Source organism: Rossellomorea sp. QJM3NY_18, from assembly GCF_056173145.1.
In genome coordinates this window covers 3,136,997-3,157,649 of sequence record NZ_CM149659.1, presented here as the reverse complement: position 1 = coordinate 3,157,649, position 20,653 = coordinate 3,136,997, and the positions used below count along the sequence as shown (strand labels likewise).

The 20,653-nt window shown below is 45.0% G+C and carries 13 protein-coding genes; 11 read left to right on the top strand and 2 right to left on the bottom strand.

Going from position 1 to position 20,653, the window contains the following annotated elements:
- Positions 1 to 173: 173 nt before the first annotated feature.
- Entirely contained in the window at positions 174 to 7,721 is a 7,548-nt protein-coding gene (locus tag AC0VXY_RS16275) for a carboxypeptidase regulatory-like domain-containing protein (RefSeq protein ID WP_475525858.1), read from the top strand.
- An 86-nt stretch (positions 7,722 to 7,807) separates the two neighbouring features.
- Here the strand turns inward: AC0VXY_RS16275 and mraY are convergent, their stop codons facing one another.
- On the bottom strand, positions 7,808 to 8,764 hold the full coding sequence (gene mraY, locus AC0VXY_RS16270) for a phospho-N-acetylmuramoyl-pentapeptide-transferase (protein ID WP_475525857.1): 957 nt from the start codon (positions 8,762 to 8,764) through the stop codon (positions 7,808 to 7,810).
- 175 nt (positions 8,765 to 8,939) lie between these two features.
- Here mraY and AC0VXY_RS16265 point away from each other — a divergent pair, with 175 nt between their 5' ends.
- Positions 8,940 to 9,749 carry a class I SAM-dependent methyltransferase gene (locus AC0VXY_RS16265; protein ID WP_475527883.1) on the top strand — a complete coding sequence of 270 codons (810 nt, stop codon included), beginning with the start codon at positions 8,940 to 8,942 and terminating at the stop codon, positions 9,747 to 9,749.
- Between the two features lie 16 nt (positions 9,750 to 9,765).
- Positions 9,766 to 10,191 carry a VOC family protein gene (locus AC0VXY_RS16260; protein WP_475525856.1) on the top strand — a complete coding sequence of 142 codons (426 nt, stop codon included), beginning with the start codon at positions 9,766 to 9,768 and terminating at the stop codon, positions 10,189 to 10,191.
- A gap of 177 nt (positions 10,192 to 10,368) precedes the next feature.
- On the opposite strand, the gene AC0VXY_RS16255 is transcribed toward AC0VXY_RS16260, so the two are convergent.
- Complete coding sequence (locus AC0VXY_RS16255; protein WP_475525855.1) at positions 10,369 to 13,401, bottom strand: efflux RND transporter permease subunit; 3,033 nt, start codon at positions 13,399 to 13,401, stop codon at positions 10,369 to 10,371.
- Between the two features lie 422 nt (positions 13,402 to 13,823).
- Here AC0VXY_RS16255 and AC0VXY_RS16250 point away from each other — a divergent pair, with 422 nt between their 5' ends.
- From AC0VXY_RS16250 to ppsA, 8 genes are all read left to right on the top strand, one after another.
- Positions 13,824 to 14,492: an HAD family hydrolase gene (locus AC0VXY_RS16250; RefSeq protein ID WP_475527882.1), complete on the top strand. Its 669-nt coding sequence runs from the start codon at positions 13,824 to 13,826 to the stop codon at positions 14,490 to 14,492.
- A gap of 28 nt (positions 14,493 to 14,520) precedes the next feature.
- Positions 14,521 to 15,183, top strand: coding sequence for an AraC family transcriptional regulator (locus AC0VXY_RS16245; protein ID WP_475525854.1), 663 nt, complete (start codon positions 14,521 to 14,523; stop codon positions 15,181 to 15,183).
- A gap of 75 nt (positions 15,184 to 15,258) precedes the next feature.
- The gene (locus tag AC0VXY_RS16240; protein WP_475525853.1) at positions 15,259 to 15,474 is read left to right on the top strand and encodes a hypothetical protein; all 216 of its coding nucleotides are present in this window, start codon (positions 15,259 to 15,261) and stop codon (positions 15,472 to 15,474) included.
- Between the two features lie 60 nt (positions 15,475 to 15,534).
- On the top strand, positions 15,535 to 15,933 hold the full coding sequence (locus AC0VXY_RS16235) for a VOC family protein (protein WP_475525852.1): 399 nt from the start codon (positions 15,535 to 15,537) through the stop codon (positions 15,931 to 15,933).
- 16 nt (positions 15,934 to 15,949) lie between these two features.
- A complete protein-coding gene (locus tag AC0VXY_RS16230) occupies positions 15,950 to 16,492 on the top strand; it encodes a ribonuclease FAU-1 family protein (RefSeq protein WP_475525851.1) in 543 nt (180 codons plus the stop codon).
- Positions 16,493 to 16,675: 183 nt separating this feature from the next.
- Positions 16,676 to 17,026 (top strand): PadR family transcriptional regulator, encoded by a 351-nt coding sequence (locus tag AC0VXY_RS16225; RefSeq protein WP_475525850.1) that lies wholly within the window; start codon positions 16,676 to 16,678, stop codon positions 17,024 to 17,026.
- Positions 17,013 to 17,840: a permease prefix domain 1-containing protein gene (locus AC0VXY_RS16220; protein ID WP_475525849.1), complete on the top strand. Its 828-nt coding sequence runs from the start codon at positions 17,013 to 17,015 to the stop codon at positions 17,838 to 17,840. The genes AC0VXY_RS16225 and AC0VXY_RS16220 overlap by 14 nt, the downstream gene beginning before the upstream one ends.
- A gap of 200 nt (positions 17,841 to 18,040) precedes the next feature.
- Positions 18,041 to 20,629, top strand: coding sequence for a phosphoenolpyruvate synthase (gene ppsA, locus AC0VXY_RS16215; RefSeq protein ID WP_475525848.1), 2,589 nt, complete (start codon positions 18,041 to 18,043; stop codon positions 20,627 to 20,629).
- Positions 20,630 to 20,653 lie beyond the last annotated feature (24 nt).

Here is a 20,653-nt window from a genome sequence, read left to right as displayed (position 1 = left end):
AAGAGGGAAAAGGCTGCGGGGATTTTAACTCAGACTTACAAGAAAGCAGGGAAAGTAGATTTTTAGGGGGAAAAGTACTAATTAGTTTCACTCTATTAGACGTTTGAACAGGTCACTTCTCTTACCTCTCCATACGATAGTAAAGACAATATCATGTATAGGAGGTTTTTTCTGTGACATTTCCCAGTAATTCGCAGTATACCCCTGTTATAGTCGGAGGTACACCCTTATTTGATGTCTTAGGAGATGAGAGTCCCATTTCAACGGACATTGTAGGAAACTCCACTTTTCCTGTGGGTTTTTTTGCATACGACGGGGAGAATGTGTATTTTCGTTTGAGACTAAACGGGGATCCCCGAAATAATCAATTGACAGGTTTCAGAAATTTTTCATGGGGAGTATTAATAAATACTACCGGTGTCGCCGGGACATACGACTGGCTGTTTAACCTGGACGGGTTGAATAACCGAGTCAGCTTGGTTCAGAATACGGTGAAACTGGTCAACTCGTGGAATGATCCAGCCGAAGGGACCGGTGGGGGGAACCCTAACTTTGCTCAACCGATCACCAACTTTGATTTTGCCAGGGTCACGCCTGCCGATTCAAGCATAGGAGGAGATCAGGATTATTTCCTTGATTGGTTCCTTCCTGCAAGCACAGTATTTTCTTTCTTAGGAATCAATGCTTCATCCGCTATACGTGCTGTATACTTTTCATCAGCTAACTCTAATAACTATAATAAAGATTCGCTTCGGACCAGTGAAGGATTTTCTTTCGCCAATGCATTCACAAACCCAATTACTCCAAATCAAGCCGATATCAGGGCAAAGCTTTCAACGAACAAAGTAAGGAACTCAGGTCCCCAGACAGTTCTACTTGGTCAGCAGTCAACTTGGACAGGTACTGTCACTGTGACGAATACCGGCCTTTCTCAAGCCACGTCGGTCTTTCTGGATGATGTCATCGGTCCAGATACCGTAACCGGCTTTGTGGTGAATACGACCTCCCAAGGGCTCACCACGTATAATCCAGCTACTAAGTTATTGACCTGGAACATTGGCAACCTGAATCCAGGGGCGACGGCTACATTGACATTCACACTTAGTGGTGCCTATACAACCAGTGGATCAAGAAACCTAGATCGGGTACAGGCATCAGGCTTTGATTCCTCAACAGGTACCGGCCTTCAGTCCAACACTTCCGTGGTTACGATTAACGTACAACAAAGCTCAACCGTCAACGGGACCATCACGGATCAGACAACCGGATTGGTACTTCCGAATGCTACTGTTTCCCTTCTCCAGGGAATGAGTGTCATTGCGACAACACAAACCAATACAAGTGGTTTTTATTCGTTTACAAATGTAGTGCCGGACAACTATACAGTTCAAGCGGCATTAACGAATTACGTAACGGGGACAGTGAATGTGACTGCGACGGCAGGGGCTTCAACAACGGCGAATATTGCCCTCGTACCTCAGCCAAGTACGATAACAGGGAACGTCTCTAATGGTGGTGCCATTAATAATGCGACCGTTCAGCTTCTTAATAATTCCAGTACGGTAGTGGATAGCACGAACACCAACGTAGTCGGTAACTATTCCTTCACGAATGTGACACCCGGACTCTATAATGTTTCTGTCGTTGCCGCAGGATTCCAATCTCAGACGAAAGCCGTGGTGACAGAACCGAATCAGGCATCTGTGGTCAATTTCACACTGGTTGCCAATCCCGGTGCAATATCCGGTACGGTCCGTGATGCATCTACTAATAATGCGATCCCATTTGCCAATTTAGAACTTCTGGACTCCAATGGTGTGCTCATTGCTTCCACGCCGGCTGACGGTAGTGGTCAATATACCTTCAATAATTTAGCACCTGGAACGTATCAGGTTAGGTCCTTTGCTGTTAACTATAGTTCAACGTCGGTCTCATCGACTGTCACCGCTGGAAATACCACAATCACTAACCTCTTCCTGGACCCGAATCCAGGATCCATTCAAGGGACGGTCGTTGACGCCGACACCATGACGGCTATCTCTGGTGCATCCGTTCAGGTCATCAATAGTCAAAATGTCATCGTAGCGAGTACCACTACGGATGGAAGTGGGCAATACTCTTTCACCAGTCTTACTCCCGGTTCATATTCTCTCTTATTTACAGCGAGTGGTTATGCGACTCAAACACTCGGTGCAATCATCCTATCGAATACAGTCACCATTGTAAATGCTGCGTTATCGAGGCTCGCTGGTGTGCTGAATGGTACTGTCCAGGATCCTAATGCTGCAGCCATTCCCGGAGCAACAGTAACAGTATTTCAGAACAATATCCAGATAAGTTCAGTGATCACGGATGCAAATGGGCAATATATGGTGGCCGGCCTTCCTCCTGGAAGTTACACCGTTGTCGTCAGTGCACCAAATTATACGACGGAAACGGTTGCGGCCATGATTGAAAATGGTCAGACTACAATAGTCAATGTCACCTTAAATGAGAATCCCGGTACATTGACCGGTTTTGTCAGGGATACCAATAATAATCCGATTGCAGGTGGAAGTGTCACCGTACAAATCAACACAGGAACGGGCATCATCGTTGCCACGACTGTTACAGCATCTGATGGCTCCTATACGGTTCCGAACCTTGCTCCCGGAAATTATATAGTCCTCGCTGCAGCCGCCAATTATCAATCAGCCACTCAGGGTGTGACGATCACATCCAATGTCACGAGTGGTGTGAACTTTAATTTGGCATCCGACCCAGGATCCATTGCAGGAAACGTAACCAATGCTCAAACTGGAACACCGATCATAGGTGCAAACGTGCAGGTAAGGGTGTTAAACTCCAGTGGGGCGCTTATCGCTACTGTATTAACTGACAATAACGGTCAATATGTGGTGAATGGGTTGGCCCCAGGAGTATATACGGTCGTTGTATCGGCACTGAATTTCCAGACCAACGCTGCATCTGTGCAGGTATCTTCAAACCAAACCGTTGATGGCAGTTTGGCCTTGGAGCCTGATCCTGGAAGGATGACCGGAACCGTTTTGGACAGTCCGGGAGGCAACCCCATTGCAGGAGCTAGCGTGAATATTGTCAACAGCTCCGGTACTCTGATTACGACGGTACTGACGGATTCAAATGGACTATTCATCGTAGAAGGTCTTGCTCCGGATAACTATATAGTGAACGTATTCGCTGCCAATTTCCAGAACGGTACAGTCGGTGCTCTCGTTTCTTCAGGACAGACAACACCTGTCTCGGTTTCTTTGCTTCCTAACCCAGGGTCGATTACAGGAACCGTTACTCCTATCGTTCCAAACACAATCATTCAGTTAAGGGACGTAAACAATGTCCTGATCGATTCTGTCGTGGCCAATCAAGATGGTACTTTCTCTTTTAATAACTTGACACCAGGCACATATACAGTGTCAGCTACAGCTCCCAATTATTCCACAGCCCAGGCTGGAGTTTCGGTTCTCGCCAGCCAAGCATCTTCAGTCTCGTTAACACTGACACCTAATCCCGGCTCTGTATCCGGAGTTGTAACCGATAATATGGGAACTCCAATCGGGAATGCCACCGTTCAAGTATTTGATCAGAGTAATATCCTGATTGGTACTGGGTTTACCGACGCATCCGGTCACTATGTTATAGGAAATTTACCGAGTGGTTCTTTTACGGTGGTGGCCAATGCGCCTGGATTTGGTCAGGTGATCACAGGAGTCAGTCTTGGAGTGGGGCAGGATTTAACCGACGTCAATATTTCATTGATTCCGAATCCCGGAAGTATCAATGGGCAGATCACCAACCTGACGACTGGCAATGTCATTGCCGGTGCAACAGTAGTGATTATTGACGGGATATCCCAGATCCCTGTAGCAACGACAACGACATCCGAATTCGGTAACTATTCTGTCAGTGGGCTGGCTCCGGGATCCTATATCGTCTCTGCCTCGAAATTGAATTTCACTACAGAACAGATCGGAGCCATCGTCCAAAGTGACTCAGCTACGAGAGCGGATCTTGCCTTAGGGGAGAATCCAGGCACGCTGTCAGGAAACGTGGAGGATACAATCGGAAATCCTATAACGGGTAATAACATTCAAATCTCTGTCTTTAATGAAAACAATGTGCTCGTTGTCAGTTTTTTTGCCAACTCTGATGGGACGTATTCAGTACCTTCTCTTGCACCAGGCACGTATTTCGTTACAGCTGCAGCCCCGAATTATTCGTCGTCCACCGTATCGGCAATTATTCATTCCAATCAAACCACAACTGTTACCAACGTGTTAGCCGCAAACCCTGTGACCCTCTCAGTGCAGGTGTTGATTCAGAATACCTCAACTCCGATAGAAGGATCGACCGTCACCATTCGTCATTCGAACAATATCACGATTGCCACCGGGATTACGGATGCGAACGGATTCGTCACTTTCACCTCCTTGCCGGCAGGTACGCTGAATATTACGGCAGATGCCGCCACATTCGGGACAGATACGAAGTCTGTTATCGGGGGACCTGGCGACATTCTCTTTGCTGAACTCAGTCTTTCTCCAAATCCTGGACAGATTCAAGGGTTCGTTACGAATCTTGCAAATGGAGATCCCATTCCCAATGCCGTCATCCAACTATACGATGTCACAAATGTACTCGTCCAAACCACTTTATCCAATCAAAATGGGGAGTACACGTTTTCCGGAGTCACCCCTGGAGTATATACGGTGGTGGCAAATGCAGCCGAATTTGGTCCGGAGACGGCAGGAGCGATCGTCACATCTAATCAAACCAGCTTCCTGAGCTTTGCTTTACGTCCAAACCCTGGAATCGTTCAAGGATTCGTAAGGGATTCGGTTACTCTCGCTCCAATAGCAGGAGCCACTGTAGTCGTTCGTGAACTTTCCGGATCCGGTCCGATCATTTTTACCACCATCACAGATTCGAGTGGATTCTTCCAGACAACGACTCTATCCCCTTTGATGTATGTACTAGTGGGAAGCAATCCGAATTACGGGTCTTCCTCAGTTTCAGCAGAAGTCATGAGCGGAGGGGTCACCAATGTTGAAATTTTTCTCACACCGAATCCCGGTTCATTAACGGGGACGGTCAGAGATGCGCAAACCTTACAACCTTTATCGGACACCTTGGTAAGGGTCATTGACAGCCAGGGTACCGTTATCGCCACAGTTCAAACGGATGTGAACGGGGAGTATGTCATTCCTGGTCTGGCAGAGGGAAGCTATACCGTTGCGGCGATCAATACTGGTTATCAGGCTTTGCTTCAGCAAGTCAACATTCAACCCAACACTACCACTTTGTTAGACTTCAATCTTCTGGCTAACCCTGCTACCCTCAGTGGAAATGTCGTGGATGCCGTTACAGGTTCTCCTTTGACAGGAGTCATCATTGAAGTTTATGCAAGCGGCACAGGCATATTAGTAAGGAGGGTCCTTACGGATGAAAACGGAAATTATTTAATAGAAGGGCTGCCTCAGGGAGCGTTTGATGTCATTGCCCAACTTGAAGGATACGCCATCAATGTTAATAATGTCTTCTTAACACTTGGTCAAGCTGAGGTGTTGGATATCGCTCTGATCCCGTTCCCGGCAACGATTCAAGGGACGATACGAGATTCTGTTACAATGAACCCGATCAGCGGAGCACTTGTCAAAGTGGTGATACCAAATACAGATATCGTCGTTGGAAGCGCCCTGACATCGAGCGGTGGAACGTATTCCCTCGGCAACTTACCAACCGGTAGTTACAATGTGGTCATTTCTGCAGACGGTTATGGAACAGTCGTCATTCCAGTCATCCTTATTCCGAATGAGACAGAAACAGTGAATGCAGCGTTAGATCCTAATCCTGCTGGAATTACAGGTACTGTCTTCAATGCACAAACTGCGACTGGAATCCAAGGCGCATTAGTAAGGATCTTTAACTCAGACGGTGTGTTTATTACCAGCACCCTGACGGATGAAGATGGAGCTTACGTGATTACCGGGTTAGCGGAAGGTCAATATACGGCCATAGCAAGCGCAGTTGGGTTTGGGGATCAAATAGCGGTTGTGACGTTATCACCAGGTGAAACGGAAATTCTTAATTTTAGTCTATCGAACCAACCGGCAGTTCTTAGAGGAACCGTGAGGGACAGAGTCAATCATCTCCCCATTCCATCAGCCCTTGTCCAAGTATTCAGGGTGGGGACGACAATCCCCGTAGCTTCTGTCCTCACCGATAGCTTAGGGGAGTACCTGATTACTGGACTTGATCCCCGTGAGTACCGGGTGGTCTTCTCTGCAGATGACTATACCAGTGAAGTATTCAGGATCTTCCTCACAAATGGAGAAACGAGAACTCTGGATGTAGAACTTGGCCGACAGCCTGCCACCCTGAAAGGCACGGTCACGGATGGTGGGGCAGGAACACCAATTCAAGGTGCCGCTGTCGTCACAGTCATCAGTGGGTCTGGAATTGTGGTGGCATCAACCTTGACGGACCAAGAGGGAAGGTATATTCTGACCGGGCTACCTGCAGGTGACTATAATGTTATTTTCTCCGCAGACGGATATGTCAGCCAGACAATCCCTATCACCCTCAGTCTAGGAGAAACGGAGATTCTTAATGCAGCGCTAGAATCAAATCCGGCTACGATAACCGGAAATGTCAGGGATGCACGTACACTGGCGGCCATTGACGATGCCCTTATCCAAGTCTTTACAACCGATGGAAGGTTACTGGGTGTGACGCTTACGGACAGGGATGGGAACTATACACTTTCAGGACTGCCTGGAGGAGAAGTGGTCATCGTCGTTAGAGTAAGAGGATATCAAAGTCAATTCCAAACGGTCACACTCATCAGGGGGACCACAAGAACGCTCAACTTCTTGCTAAAAGACAATCCTGCCAGTATCAGAGGATATGTTACAGATATTCAGACGGGAGCACCGATTTCACAAGTACTTGTACAGATTTTTCCCGTTGGATCCCAAGTCCCGATACGATCCACCTTAACTGATCCCAATGGATTCTATATCTTGTTAGGGCTGCCGCCTGGGAATTTCATCATCAGGTTTACGGCACCGGGATACCCGGTGAAAGAGGTGAGCATCACTCTGCAAGAAGGTGAGGATCGGGTGCTGAATGTTCAGTTAGGAGAAGTACTCCCTCCACCATCAAATTTGAGACCTGAATGCATCGCAGTAGACAAGGTATATGATTGGGTCATTGCTACCCATAACGCAACGCAACATATTTGGTTATCCGAAGGCTGCAGTGAGCTGGTTGATGAACTCCTAAGAAGGGGAGAGGGCATAAGTGTCTCTTGTCAGCTAACGCCCGACGGATGTTCAGTCATCGGATTTGAAAGAGGGACACCGGGATATGTGGAGATTCGTGGGCAAGCAGCGCTTCAATTGACCATCCAATCCCGGGTAAGTGAAGCAGAGTCCTGCACGATGGATATACCGGTCTACTTTGATAAAAAGATCGCCGTTTGCTTACCTGAAGGAATTAATCCCGGAAATGTGAACTGCTCCATAGTAGATATTAAATGTAGGGAAAAGAAGGGAAGTCTGACCCAGGAACAGGTACAAATTCAACTCATCGCCTGCCTGGAAATTGAAATCCTTCACCCGGTCATCCTCGAAGTCCTTGGTGGGTTCTGCACTCCAAGAACCACGGTGGAACGGGTAGAAGAAGAGGATGATATGTGTTACTAAGAAAAAGAGGTGTTCTCCGAGAGAGAGCACCTCTTTTTTTATCCATAATGCAGCAGAAAGGACAATAGTCCATCCTCCGTTTTCTATTAGGGATAGAGAACAAACTTCCAATAAGCAAAACAGATAAACGTACAAATCCATGACACAAACCCAAAAGCGCTAACAATGGTCGTTTCACCCCAGCCATATTTTAAGCCGTAGTGATAATGAATCGGAGTCATCCTGAAGATTCGCTTACCCCTCGATTTGAATGAAGCCACCTGTAAAATGACCGAAAGCTGTTCAGCAAAGTAGATAAAGAATAGCAGTGGAATGAGGATCTCCACTTTTTCAATAACGGCAAGAAATGAAAGGGAGCCCCCTATCGCCAATGACCCTGTATCCCCCATAAAAGCACGGGCAGGAAAGATATTATAAATAAGAAACCCGAGTAAGCAGCCAATCATCACTAAACAAAAAAGCTGGACCTCACTACTGTCCGAAATCATAAAAAAGAAAAAATAGGTCGGAATCGCGACGACTCCTAAAAGGCCGTCCAAGCCGTCTGTAAAATTAATCGCATTGGCAGAACCGACGACAAATAAGGTGATGACAATGAGATATAAGTACATTGGAAGATCAATAGAGAAATTTTGATAGATGCCAATGGTCGCATCTATTCCTTGTGCATTCATCAAGTAGTAAAGCAGGGTACCCGTGAATAGAAATTGGAAGATAAGCTTCGTTCTACTTGAAACACCGCCGGGATCTTGCCGGGACGCTTTCCAAAAATCATCCAAAAATCCGATGAAGCTGAATAGAATGTAGGTAATGGCCAAGAAAAACATCAGGGGCGTAGGTGAAAAAAATAAGGATACGATTATACCGATAAAGAGGATGATTCCAAACATCAGGGGAGTCCCTTTTTTGATTTGATGATTGGAAGGAAGCTCTTTTCGTATCGGTTGCAGAAGCTTTAATTTTCTTAGGAGTGCAATGAACAGAGGGGATAAAGCTGAGACTAAAACAAACGCAATAATGGCCGGGATTAATTGATCTCTCACTTCGTATCTTCTCCTATTCTATTTAATTATCTATACATAAGTTCTATGAAGAGTGTGGATATCCTCTAATCAATTACATAATCAATAGCTGCTTACAAAAAAAGTGGGTAGTAGGCAGGATTTGACATAAATTGCAGCGAATATATAGGTAAAAAGTGGAATGTGGGTGGAAATGCTGAGTAAGATCATAGAGTATTACAATCAATTTGATGAGTGGGGAAGACTTGAACGTGAACCTGTTGAATTTCAGGTGAATTGGCATTACATGAGAAAATATATGCCCCTTACAGGATCTGTTCTTGACAATGGAGCGGGACCGGGGAAATATTCAATGGAACTGGCCAAAGCTGGTTATAGGGTGACACTGACCGATCTGACCCCGAGGTTGGTTGATATCGCCAAAGGGAAAGCAGAGGAACTTCAATTAGAAGGACAATTTGAAGGATTTCATGCAGCAGACGCCAGGGACCTTCACATGATCGAAGATGAACAGTTTGACTCTTCCTTCATGCTTGGTCCCATGTACCATCTGCAGGAAGAGAACGACCGCATGAGGGCAGTAAAAGAACTAAATCGAGTGACCAAAAAGGATGGACTGGTCTTTGTTGCGTTTATGCCGAGGATCAGACACATCCTCACATCGCTCCTTTCACCTGACAATTGGAAGCCTCACGATGAGATGGACAACATTAAGCAATTTTCCCAAACAGGCTGCTTTAATCACGCTGATGAAGGACGATTTACCGGTGCCTATTATTTCGAAATAGAAGACATCAATCCTTTTATGGAAGAGAACGGTTTTGAAACGATCGAGCTGATTGGATCTAATGCAGGCACTGTTTTGAATCCTGACAACTGGGACTACTGGAGAGAAAAGGGAGATGAAGAAGTAAGGAAAATCATTGATTTAATTATCGAAAGAGCAACAGATCCTTATATTCTTGGCATTTCTTCTCACCTGCTTTATATTGGCCGGAAAAAATAAAACGGAGGGATCATAGATGAACGAAAAATTGTTAAGAGTAGGAACGACTTATATTCCAGTGGCTGACGTGGAACGTTCTTCGGAATGGTACGTAGCGAATTTGGGGGCAGAATTAAACTATAAAGATGAGGATAAAGCCATTTTGAATCTTGCCAACCAAAGCATCTTTCTTGTTAAATCAAAAGAAAACGAGAGTGCTAACTTTATAGATGTCCATGGTAAGGAACGCTTTTCTTTAACATTTGAAGTGGATGGGTTAGAGGCTCTGGAAAATGTGCGCGTGGACTTTATCCGTCGCGGGGTGAAGGTTGGAGAGATTGAGGACCGAGGTCACTCAGGCAGGAATTTTGTTTTTTATGATGTGGATGGTAATACGTTCGATGTGTGGAGTGAACTTAGTCCGATTTTCAGAGAGAAATATTTGATTTCGGAATCAAAGTGATATAGGTGGGTGGGCCACATCTGATGGGTGTGGCTTTTTTTTATGGGGTCGGTTTACGGTTCAGCTGCTGAATATTGGAGGATAATCAGTAGCTGAATGAACCAATATCCAACTTTCCCCCACCAAAAAAGGTGCTTATCCTGTCCTGGATAAGCACCTTTTACATAATAATTAAAATTACTGAGCGACTTTCTCCTCACTCTCCAACTGCTGAGCACGTTGGCGCTTCGACTTCCTGAAATACAGCAATTCATAGAACACAGGAACGACCACAAGTGTCAGCACCGTGGCACCGGCAAGACCTCCGATGACGACAACGGCAAGTGATTTCGATACTAGACTTCCATCTTCCGTATGACCGAAGAGAAGCGGAAGCATGGCACAGATGGTGGCAATCGCCGTCATGACCACTGGACGGAGACGGGTTCCGCACGCTTCCAGGATCGCGTCACGAATGATCATCGTTTCCTCATTCTGCTTGACGCGGTCAATCAAAACGATGGCGTTCGTCACAACAATTCCAATCAGCATCAACGCTCCAATTAGAGCCGTTGCGTCAGCAGGGACGCGGGCAATGAGCAGTCCGAGGACGGCGCCGATTGAGGCGAGTGGCAGCGTGATCAGGATCGCCAGTGGAGCTTTCAACGTCTTAAAGGTCAGGACCATGATCAGGTAGACGATCATGATGGAAGCAAGCATCGTCATGCCAAGGTCCTTAAAGTCGTCGGCCTGCTGGGCAGCGGCGCCGCCAGTGTCAAGAGTTACTCCTTTCGGCAGGTCGATATCCTTGATTTCGGTATCGATATTCTTCGAAATGACCGAAAGCTCTTCAGGTTTTACCTCTGCCGTAATTCGAACATATAAATCACCATCTTTATGCAGGACGGTACTTGGTTTTTCCTCTTCCGTGATGGATGCCACTTCCGTAAGAGGCTGGATGCCTGAGTTTGTGGCGATCGTCAAGTCATTCAAATCTGACGTTGATTCAGGATTGACGCCTGCGTCCAGAAATACTGGTGTCGTTACATCATCCAGGTTGATGGCTCCGATTGGCTGCGGGTTCAATAATGAACGGATTTGCATAGCCGTTTGCTGGGCATTGGCTTTCTCTGTGTTGACGTTCACGGTGAAGACCGGAGACGTTTTTTCCTGATTGCTGGAGACTTTCTTCACGCCGTCCACGTCTTTAATCTTATCTATGATTGTTTTGGATGTAGTCAGAAGTTCATTGGTGTCATTTCCGACGACATCATAGGTAATGCTTGAGTTGGAAGAGCCTCCGAAGATGGAAGATGGTGATGCTGTAATCTTTACATCTTTCTCATTCTTTTTCGTTTCATTTACTTTTTTGATGAAGGATTCCGCATCGGCTCCTTCTTCCAAGATAACGGTGTACACCGCCGTATCTGGATCACTCACGGCTCCGTATTGGGCATTTTCTTCACTTGCACCGTACTGGGTAATTAAGTAATCATATCCTTCAAACCCAGATAACGTATCTTCGAATTCCATAGTGCGCTCTTTGATCGTGTCTTCCGGTGTATCACTAGGGAACTCCATGGTGACAGCTACAAAAGAGGAGTCATTCGCGCTTGTTGCTGCTTTCGGTAACGTGATATAAAGTGCGATAGATCCTCCGAATACAAGAATGGCCAACAGGGTGGGAACCCATTTATGATTGAGTGACCAGCGCAGTACATTCACATAGCGGTGCGGCGTGTTGTGCTTCGGCAAAGTTGTATTTTTTAACATGCCTCGGCTTAACAATGGCACGACCGTAACGGCTACAAGCAGGGATGCAAGCAATGAATATGTAACGGTCAAACCGAATGGAAGCAGGAACGCTTTTAACGATCCATTGACCAGTCCCATCGGCAGGAATACGGCCACTGTGATGAGAGTGGACGACGTAATCGCTCGGGAAACTTCCTTTGTCGCAAGCAGTACATTCTGTTTGGACAGCTTTTCATTCTGGCTGCGGCGGAATATATTCTCTACGACGACGATACTGTCATCCACGAGTCGTCCGACGGCCACCGCGACTCCTCCCAGTGTCAGGATGTTCAGGGTGACTCCGGATAACCAGAGCAGGAATAGCGTAATACAGAGTGATAATGGAATGGACACAACGGTGATCAGGGTCGGCTTGAATTTTCTCAGGAATAAAAGAATGACAAGTGTTGCGAAAAGAGCACCCAGTGCTACTTCGCGAACCATGGTGTTCACCGAATTCTCCACCATATCCCCGGTGGTAAATAGTGCCGTTGCTTCGACACCGTCAAAGTCCTTATTGATCTGATCGACCGTGTCTTTTACATCTTCTCCAGCGGTAACGGCACTGGCATCGCTTTCTTTGAACAGGACGAATGCCAAGGCTTCTTTCCCATTTACACGGGTGATGGTGTTTTCTGGTTTTACTTTTTCAACGGTAGCAATGTCTTTCAATTTGACGACAGGAGCATTCGGAATCTGCATAGGTACAGGCAAGTTCTTCAAGGCGTCAACGGAAGTGAGATTGTCCGTGACGTTGATCGTACTCTTCTGACCGTCAATCGTCGTGCTTCCGGCAGAGGCGGAAACATCCTGACCTTGCAGCACGCCCATCACTGCGTTGACCGGGATATGTAACTTTTCCAGTTTGTCATGATCAAGATTGATTTGGACACGTGGGCTGTTTTCTCCAGCGAGGCTTACCTGAGACAGAGAGCCCTTATTTTCAAAGAGAGGCTTGAACTCATCATTGACGAGATCAAGATTCATTTTCGTCAATCCGTCATCAAATGTCACCGATACCTGACTGATTGGAATCATCGAAGTATTCAGCTGGGAGATTTGCGGTTGCCCGACTCCCTCTGGAAGCTGGATTCCTTTGATGGCCTCTTCGACCTTGTTTTTCGCTTCCTTCATGTCACTTTTTGAATCGAAGTTGATGGTCACCTGGGAATATCCTTCCCCGGTCGTGGACAGGATGGATGTCTTCCCTGAAATCGATGTCACGGCCTGTTCCACGGGTTCCGTGATGTTCGTTGTCATGGAGCCGGCGTCATACCCCTGACCAAGGGTGACGACTGTCACTTGTGGATTATCCGCTTCAGGCAGGAATTCCATAGGCAGACGGAAATAACTTATGATGCCGAGAAGCAACGTGATGATGATAAATAGTGTCATGGCTGCCTTATTGCGGAATACCCAATCGGTTAAAGCTTGCATGTGTTTTCCCCCTAATACTGTTTGGTTTTGAACCTTCTTTTTAAAGATACTGTAATCCGGACAACATCACAGCCACCTCCAGGCTAATATTTGCCTAGGTCTTGAGGCGGAGTTCACCTTGTCACAAAATTCATTTTACGGTGTAGCAGTCCTTGTTATTCTTAAAAACTTGTAAAACTTTATGTAAGGACCTACTCTGTGTAAAAATATTCCTGCCACAATATAGTATTATAGTATGAATGGTAAGAAGTGGGAATAGGGTATTTCATATTGGCAAAAGTTTTACAAACGGATTGTTTATTGGAAGAGTTTTTGGAATAATTGGAATTGAATGGAGAAGAGAAGATAGCCTTGTTGAAAAAGCAGCACGATCAAGCACGATTACGAAATTAACATTAGCCGTTGGGAAAGGAACAATGATTATGACACAAGCACTAATCTTCGATATGGATGGAACACTCTTTCAAACAGACAAAATATTAGAAGCATCCCTGGATGATGCTTTTGAACGGTTACGGTCACTAAACCAGTGGAATGCGAAAACACCGATTGAGAAATACCGGGAGATCATGGGTGTGCCGTTACCCAAGGTATGGGAGGCACTGCTGCCCGAGCATTCTCTTGAAGAAAGAGAGAGGACGGATGCCTTTTTCCTTGAGAGATTAATCCAGAATATAAGGAATGGAAAAGGTGCCCTATATCCTCATGTTCAGGAGGTTTTCAGCCATTTAAAAGATAATGGTTACAGCATATACATAGCCAGTAACGGATTAATTGAATACTTAAACGCCATTGTCGATTATTATGATCTGAACCAATGGGTATCGGAGACATTCAGTATTCAGCATGTAGAATCTCTGAATAAATCAGATTTGGTCCGGCATATTGTTGATAAATACGAGTTGACGAGCGGAGCTGTGGTTGGGGACCGGTTATCGGATATCCATGCGGCGAAGGACAATGGTTTGCTTTCCGTTGGCTGTCGTTTTGATTTTGCCCGGGAAGAGGAGCTTGTTCAGGCTGATGTGATTATTGAGGATTTACGGGAACTAAAAACGCTGTTTCCTGCAAAAAAGCAAGGTATTAAATGAAATCGTTCATTTAAAAGGGGGTATCCAAGTGATTCAGAATCAAACGATCCATATCCTGAATGGAACAGAGATGTACAAACGATTCAAAGAGACACAGTTTCTAGAACCAGAGTGGATGATCCCATTTAACGAAGCCATGTGTTATGGAGAGACGTGTGAAGACATATTTTCAGATGAGTTTATTGAGATGCGTTCGAAGGTTCATCATGTAACGCGCGATCAGTATGCTGACATCACACTCAAGCCGTTGCGTCCACTCTTTCAAGGGGCTGTTGAACATGTTTCTTTATGGTTTGATGAAGATATGTTCTGTCAAATGAATGTGCTGACGATACTTGCCTGGTTGGATCAGAGGGAGTATAAAGGGGCGATTGATCTGCTTCTTGTGGATCAACAATATAAGCCAGTGAGCGATTATAGCCTGGAGGCGAAGGGGTATGCGGCCCTTTACGAACAAGTGCTGATTTATCATACGAAGCCTGCGGACGTGGAGCTAAAGCCTTTACGTAAGGGGATTGAACTATATTTGAATTACCTTAAGAAAGATAGTGAGCTTATGGTGTATATTCAAAAACATCGGGACGTTCCTGCAGAGAAGCTGGTATCGCTTATGATTGAGAATTTTAGAGAGTATGGGTTGGGGGATACGCAATACTTTAAATTGATTGAGAGTTGTCGTCAGAATCGATGACATTCTAACAAAAAATTCTTTAAATATAAATGTGTCCATTCTTTTAGTCATTTAAAAATTTAACGAGGTGATCTAATGGGTATTTATTATTTTGCTATTCTATTCATAGGTTTTTTTCTCATTTTCCGTGCAGGTTTGCAGGCGTTTAAACAGGGTTCATTCTTAAAGCCAAGAGTGTTTGTGTATGGTGTAATGGGTGCTGTGTTGATTGGAGTATCGATTTTCATGTTTACACCGGGGAGTGCGGAATTGGTTGCTGAACTTTTAGGGTTGGCTAATAAACCAGATTAGAAATACCATTTATATTCAATTATACTTTAGAAAAAAGTTGTTAAAAGGAGTAGGTCAACCATGAACAAGGTCACACCATTTTTAATGTTTCAAAACGGAGATGCCGAGGAAGCAATGAATTTTTACACCTCACTGATTGAGGATTCAGCCATTACCAATATTGCGCGATATGGAGCAAATGAAAGTGGAGATGAAGGAACGGTCATGCAGGCAACGTTCACGTTGAAGGGGCAGGAATTTATGTGCATTGATAGCAATGTGAAGCATCAGTTTGTTTTTACACCTTCTTTCTCCATCTTTCTAACGTGTGATTCGGAAGAAGAACTTGAGCTTATCTATGGGAAGCTAAGTGAAGGTGGTCAAGCACTCATGCCACTGGGAGATTACGGTTTTAGTAAGAAATTTGGCTGGCTGAATGACCGTTTTGGTGTTTCATGGCAGCTGAATCTGCCTAAATGAGGTAAGGAATGAATATATGCTTAAAAGAAAATACGGAAATCGTGCTGATTGGAAGAGAGTAGAACAAAGGAAATACGCTCAAACCCATCTAAATACGAAAGAATTTCAAGGGTATATTACTCTATTAGAGACAGTGAAAGTGAAGAAACCATTGCTCACCCGGTATGGAGACAAAGAAGTATGCATCGTTGATAACGGATATATGTGGCTTCAGCACTTTCCTTTTGGAAAACATTATTCCGTCACTACCATGTTTGAAGCAAATGGGGAGATCGTGCAGTGGTACATAGATATATGCCTGGAAAATGGAGTGGAGGACGGTGTTCCGTGGCTAGATGATCTCTACTTGGACATTGTGGTGCTGCCTTCTGGTGGAATCTTTCTACTTGATGAGGATGAGCTTGAGCAGGCGTATAAAAACAGAGCTACTTCTGAAAGCATGTATGGTTTAGCTTGGAATGAAAGCAGAGAGATTATGAAGCAGCTGCAAAATGACGAATTTATGTTAATAAAACTGGCTCATGAACATAAGGGAATGTTGGAGAACGAACTTAAGTAAACAACGTAACTTGAAAGGGTACATGGAGTATGGTGTCAATCTTAGAGCGTCGCTTGTTAAATAAATCTGAATAATAGCTCATTTAACAAAAATCATCCTTTCACTGAAGGATGATTTTTATATAAATGAATACCTTGCATTATTAGGTAATATATTATATAAATATGTAAGGGGGTGTAAAATTTGGGAATTAATAAAGAGGTTTTAAAAGGGCATATCGACACGTTGATCCTTTCACTTCTGAATAGCCGGGATATGTATGGTTATGAGCTGGCGAAAACGGTCCGTGAAAAAAGCGGAGATCAATTCGAATTAAAAGAAGGTACGCTCTATTTATCATTGAAAAGGTTAGAAAAAAACCAGTGGATCTCTTCTTACTGGGGTGATGAGCAGGGACCGGGGGGAAGAAGAAAGTATTACACTCTTACTCCATTAGGCCAAGAGGGTTTTGAAGAAAAGCGCAAAGAGTGGCATTTCGTTAAGAAAATCATTGATACCTTTATCGAAGGGGGAGAGAGCCTTGAGACAGATTGATGCATATGTAGATTCTGTTTATCAAAATATCGGGGGGAATCGAAAAGAAATTCAGGAATTGAAAGCTGAGATGAAAAGTCACTTGATGGAGGCTGTTCATGAACTAAGAGCTGAAGGAATGGGAGAGCAAGAAGCTGTCGATGTGGCCATTGAGCGTTTCGGTGGGGAGCAGGAAATGCGTTCGATTGTAGGACAGCTCTTCAAGGCTCAAAAAACGTTCGCTAAATGGGTGCTTTACCTTGCGCTTGCTGTTCTTCTTTTTACCGTTTCTGCGTTCGGGTATGTTTGGTCGATCGAAGAAGAAAATGCTTTGGAAAATGCTGAAATCGCTACACAGGTTGCTTATGTTTTAGAAAATAAAACAAGTCTCACGAATGAGATGCAAGTGAAAATAGATAGTTTAATTGAAATGACGGATCAAATCGCAAGTGTTGAAATTTATGATGTAAGTAGTGTGGAGAATACTAACATGGTATTTGATTATGTCAGAGACGCAAAGCCAGATTACCGGTTTGAACAAAAAGTGTGGAATCCAGAATGGCTCCAAGCAGATTTTTTTCCATACGGAAACGGGGATGGAAAACAGTGGTACATCCAAATGGAAACAAGGCATATAGGTGATTGGTTGGCGATCATTTTGTTCTCAGGAATGGCGACTTATATCACGTTGTTTACGATCTGGGCAACGATTAACGCATATCATCATAGACGATTAAACATTGGGTGGATTTTGGTGTTTGCTTTGTTTAATGTTTTGGGGTATTTGGTTTATTACGTTGTGGGGAGAAAGAAGCCTAAAGTTTTAAGTGAGTGACCTTATAAAGTTGAACTTAAAAAGCTCAGAAAAATTCTGAGCTTTTTTTATATGTATTCGTTTCAAATGCAATTTTCACACATCCAAACTTCTCTTCCTACTTCTATTATACCACGCTAAAAAAATTCATTACAGACTGTTTCTTCCTATGCACTACTGCTAAAATCAAAGAACATTGATGGATAGGGGGAGTTGCAATAATGGATTCACTGGTTCTCAGTTTTGAGGAAATGGAACAATCGGAGCTTTCACTTGTAGGTGGAAAAGGGTTGAATCTAGGGGTGTTATCAACGATTCAAGGTATACAGGTGCCGGACGGATTCAGTGTGACGACGGTTGGATTTCAACGCGCGGTTGAACAAAATGAGATGTATCACACATTGCTGGCAAGGTTGTCCAAACTCAAACCCGAAGATCGGAACCAAATCGGGGAAGTCAGCAAGGAGATTCGGGAAGTCCTCCTGAATGTAACGATTCCTTCCGATGTAGTGGAAGCTGTTACGCACTATCACTCTCGGTTTGGAGTGGAACATGCTTATGCGGTCCGTTCAAGCGCAACGGCGGAAGATTTGCCACAAGCCTCTTTTGCCGGTCAGCAGGATTCGTACCTCCATGTGATCGGCAAGGATTCCATCCTGGAGCATATCCGCAAGTGCTGGGCATCCCTTTTCACGGATCGGGCTGTCATTTACCGCATGCAGAACGGATTTGATCACAGTCAAGTTCACCTTTCCGTTATCGTTCAGAGGATGGTGTCCCCGCAGGTTTCTGGGATTCTGTTTACGGCTGACCCCGTGAGTTCCAATCGGAAAGTGGTATCCATCGACGCAGGATTTGGTCTTGGAGAAGCTTTGGTCTCCGGCATGGTTTCACCAGATTCCTATAAAGTTCAGGACGGATTGATCATAGAAAAGAAGATTGCAACGAAGAAATTGGCAATCATTGGGGTGGACGGTGGAGGGACGGAGACGCAGCCTATCTCTCCAAATCAGCAAAAGGCAGCGGCCCTAACGGATGAACAGGTTATACAGCTCTCCCGAATCGGCAGAAAGATCGAAGCCCATTTTGACTGTCCTCAAGATATTGAGTGGTGCTTGGATGATGGCACCTTCTACATTGTCCAAAGTCGGCCGATTACGACGCTATACCCGATTCCCGAAGCGGTTGATGAGGAGAATCGAGTGTATCTATCCGTCGGCCATCAGCAAATGATGACAGATGCCATGAAGCCACTCGGGTTGTCGTTTTTCCTGTTGACGACGCCTGCACCGATGAAAGTCGCCGGTGGAAGATTGTTTGTGGATTGCACACCTCGTTTGGCATCCCCTGCAAGCAGACAACCGTTCATCGAATTAATGGGCAAATCTGAACCACTTATAAAAGATGCCCTCACAAAAATTGTAGAGCGGGAAGGTTTCATCAAAACTGTAGAGGATGAAGCTATGGCTACTCCAAGGAAAGATGGAGTGGATCCAATCGACCCCGATCCTGCCATCGTTGCGGAACTAATAAAGAAAAGTGAAACCTCGATCGAACAGTTGAAACAAACCATCCATTCGAAAACGGGATCCGAGTTATTCGATTTCATCTTAAAAGATATGAAGGAATTAAAAAGGATTCTATTTGATCCGGAGAGTTCCCGGGTCATCATGGCCGCGATGGAAGCTTTATTCTGGATCAATAACCATATGTACGAGTGGTTGGGAGAAAAAAATGTGGCAGATACACTGTCTCAATCGGTCCCGAATAATATCACCTCTGAAATGGGGTTGGCATTGATGGACGTAGCCGATGTGATTCGTCCACACCAGGCGGTCATCGATTATTTGCGCCAGGAAAAAGACGACCATTTCCTGGATGAACTAGTGGAAGTCGAGGGTGGACAGGAAGCCAGGGAAGCCATCGAAGACTTTCTCTCGATATATGGAATGAGATGCAGCGGAGAAATCGATATTTCGAGAGTGCGCTGGAGTGAAAAGCCAACTACCATTGTTCCGATGATTCTGAGGAACATCCAACAGTTCAAGCCGCAGGAAAGCAAACGTAAATTTGAGCAAGGGCGACTGGAAGCGTTACAAAAAGAACGAGAATTGCTGGATAGATTAAGCTCATTACCGGATGGCGAACAAAAGGTAAAAGAGGCGAAAAAAAGGATCGACATCATCCGGCATTTCACCGGTTATCGGGAATATCCGAAATACGGCATGATTCAGCGCTACTTCGTTTATAAGCAGGCTTTATTAAAAGAAGCTGAACAGCTTGTAGAACAAAATATTCTTCAAGAAAAAGAGGACATCTTTTATCTTACATTTGATGAATTGCAGGACTTGGTGAGAACTAAGGAACGGAAAGAGGATTTCATTTGTAAAGGAAAAGAAGAGTACGACCTTTATGAAAAACTGACGCCGCCACGCGTAATCACGTCGGACGGGGAAATCATCACCGGTGAATACAAGAGGGAAGATCTCCCGGCACAAGCGATTGCTGGCCTGGCTGTTTCATCAGGAGTGATAGAAGGACGGGCACGCGTGATTCTCAATATGGAAGACGCGGATCTGGAAGAGGGCGATATACTCGTCACCCCTTATACCGACCCGAGCTGGACACCATTATTTGTATCCATCAAAGGATTAGTCACAGAAGTGGGTGGACTGATGACCCATGGAGCCGTGATTGCACGGGAGTATGGACTGCCAGCAGTTGTCGGGGTTGAACGTGCGACCGAGAGAATACAAGATGGACAAAGGATCAGGGTGCATGGGACAGAAGGGTACGTTGAGCTATTGTAAGAAAAAACACAAGAGGGACGGACC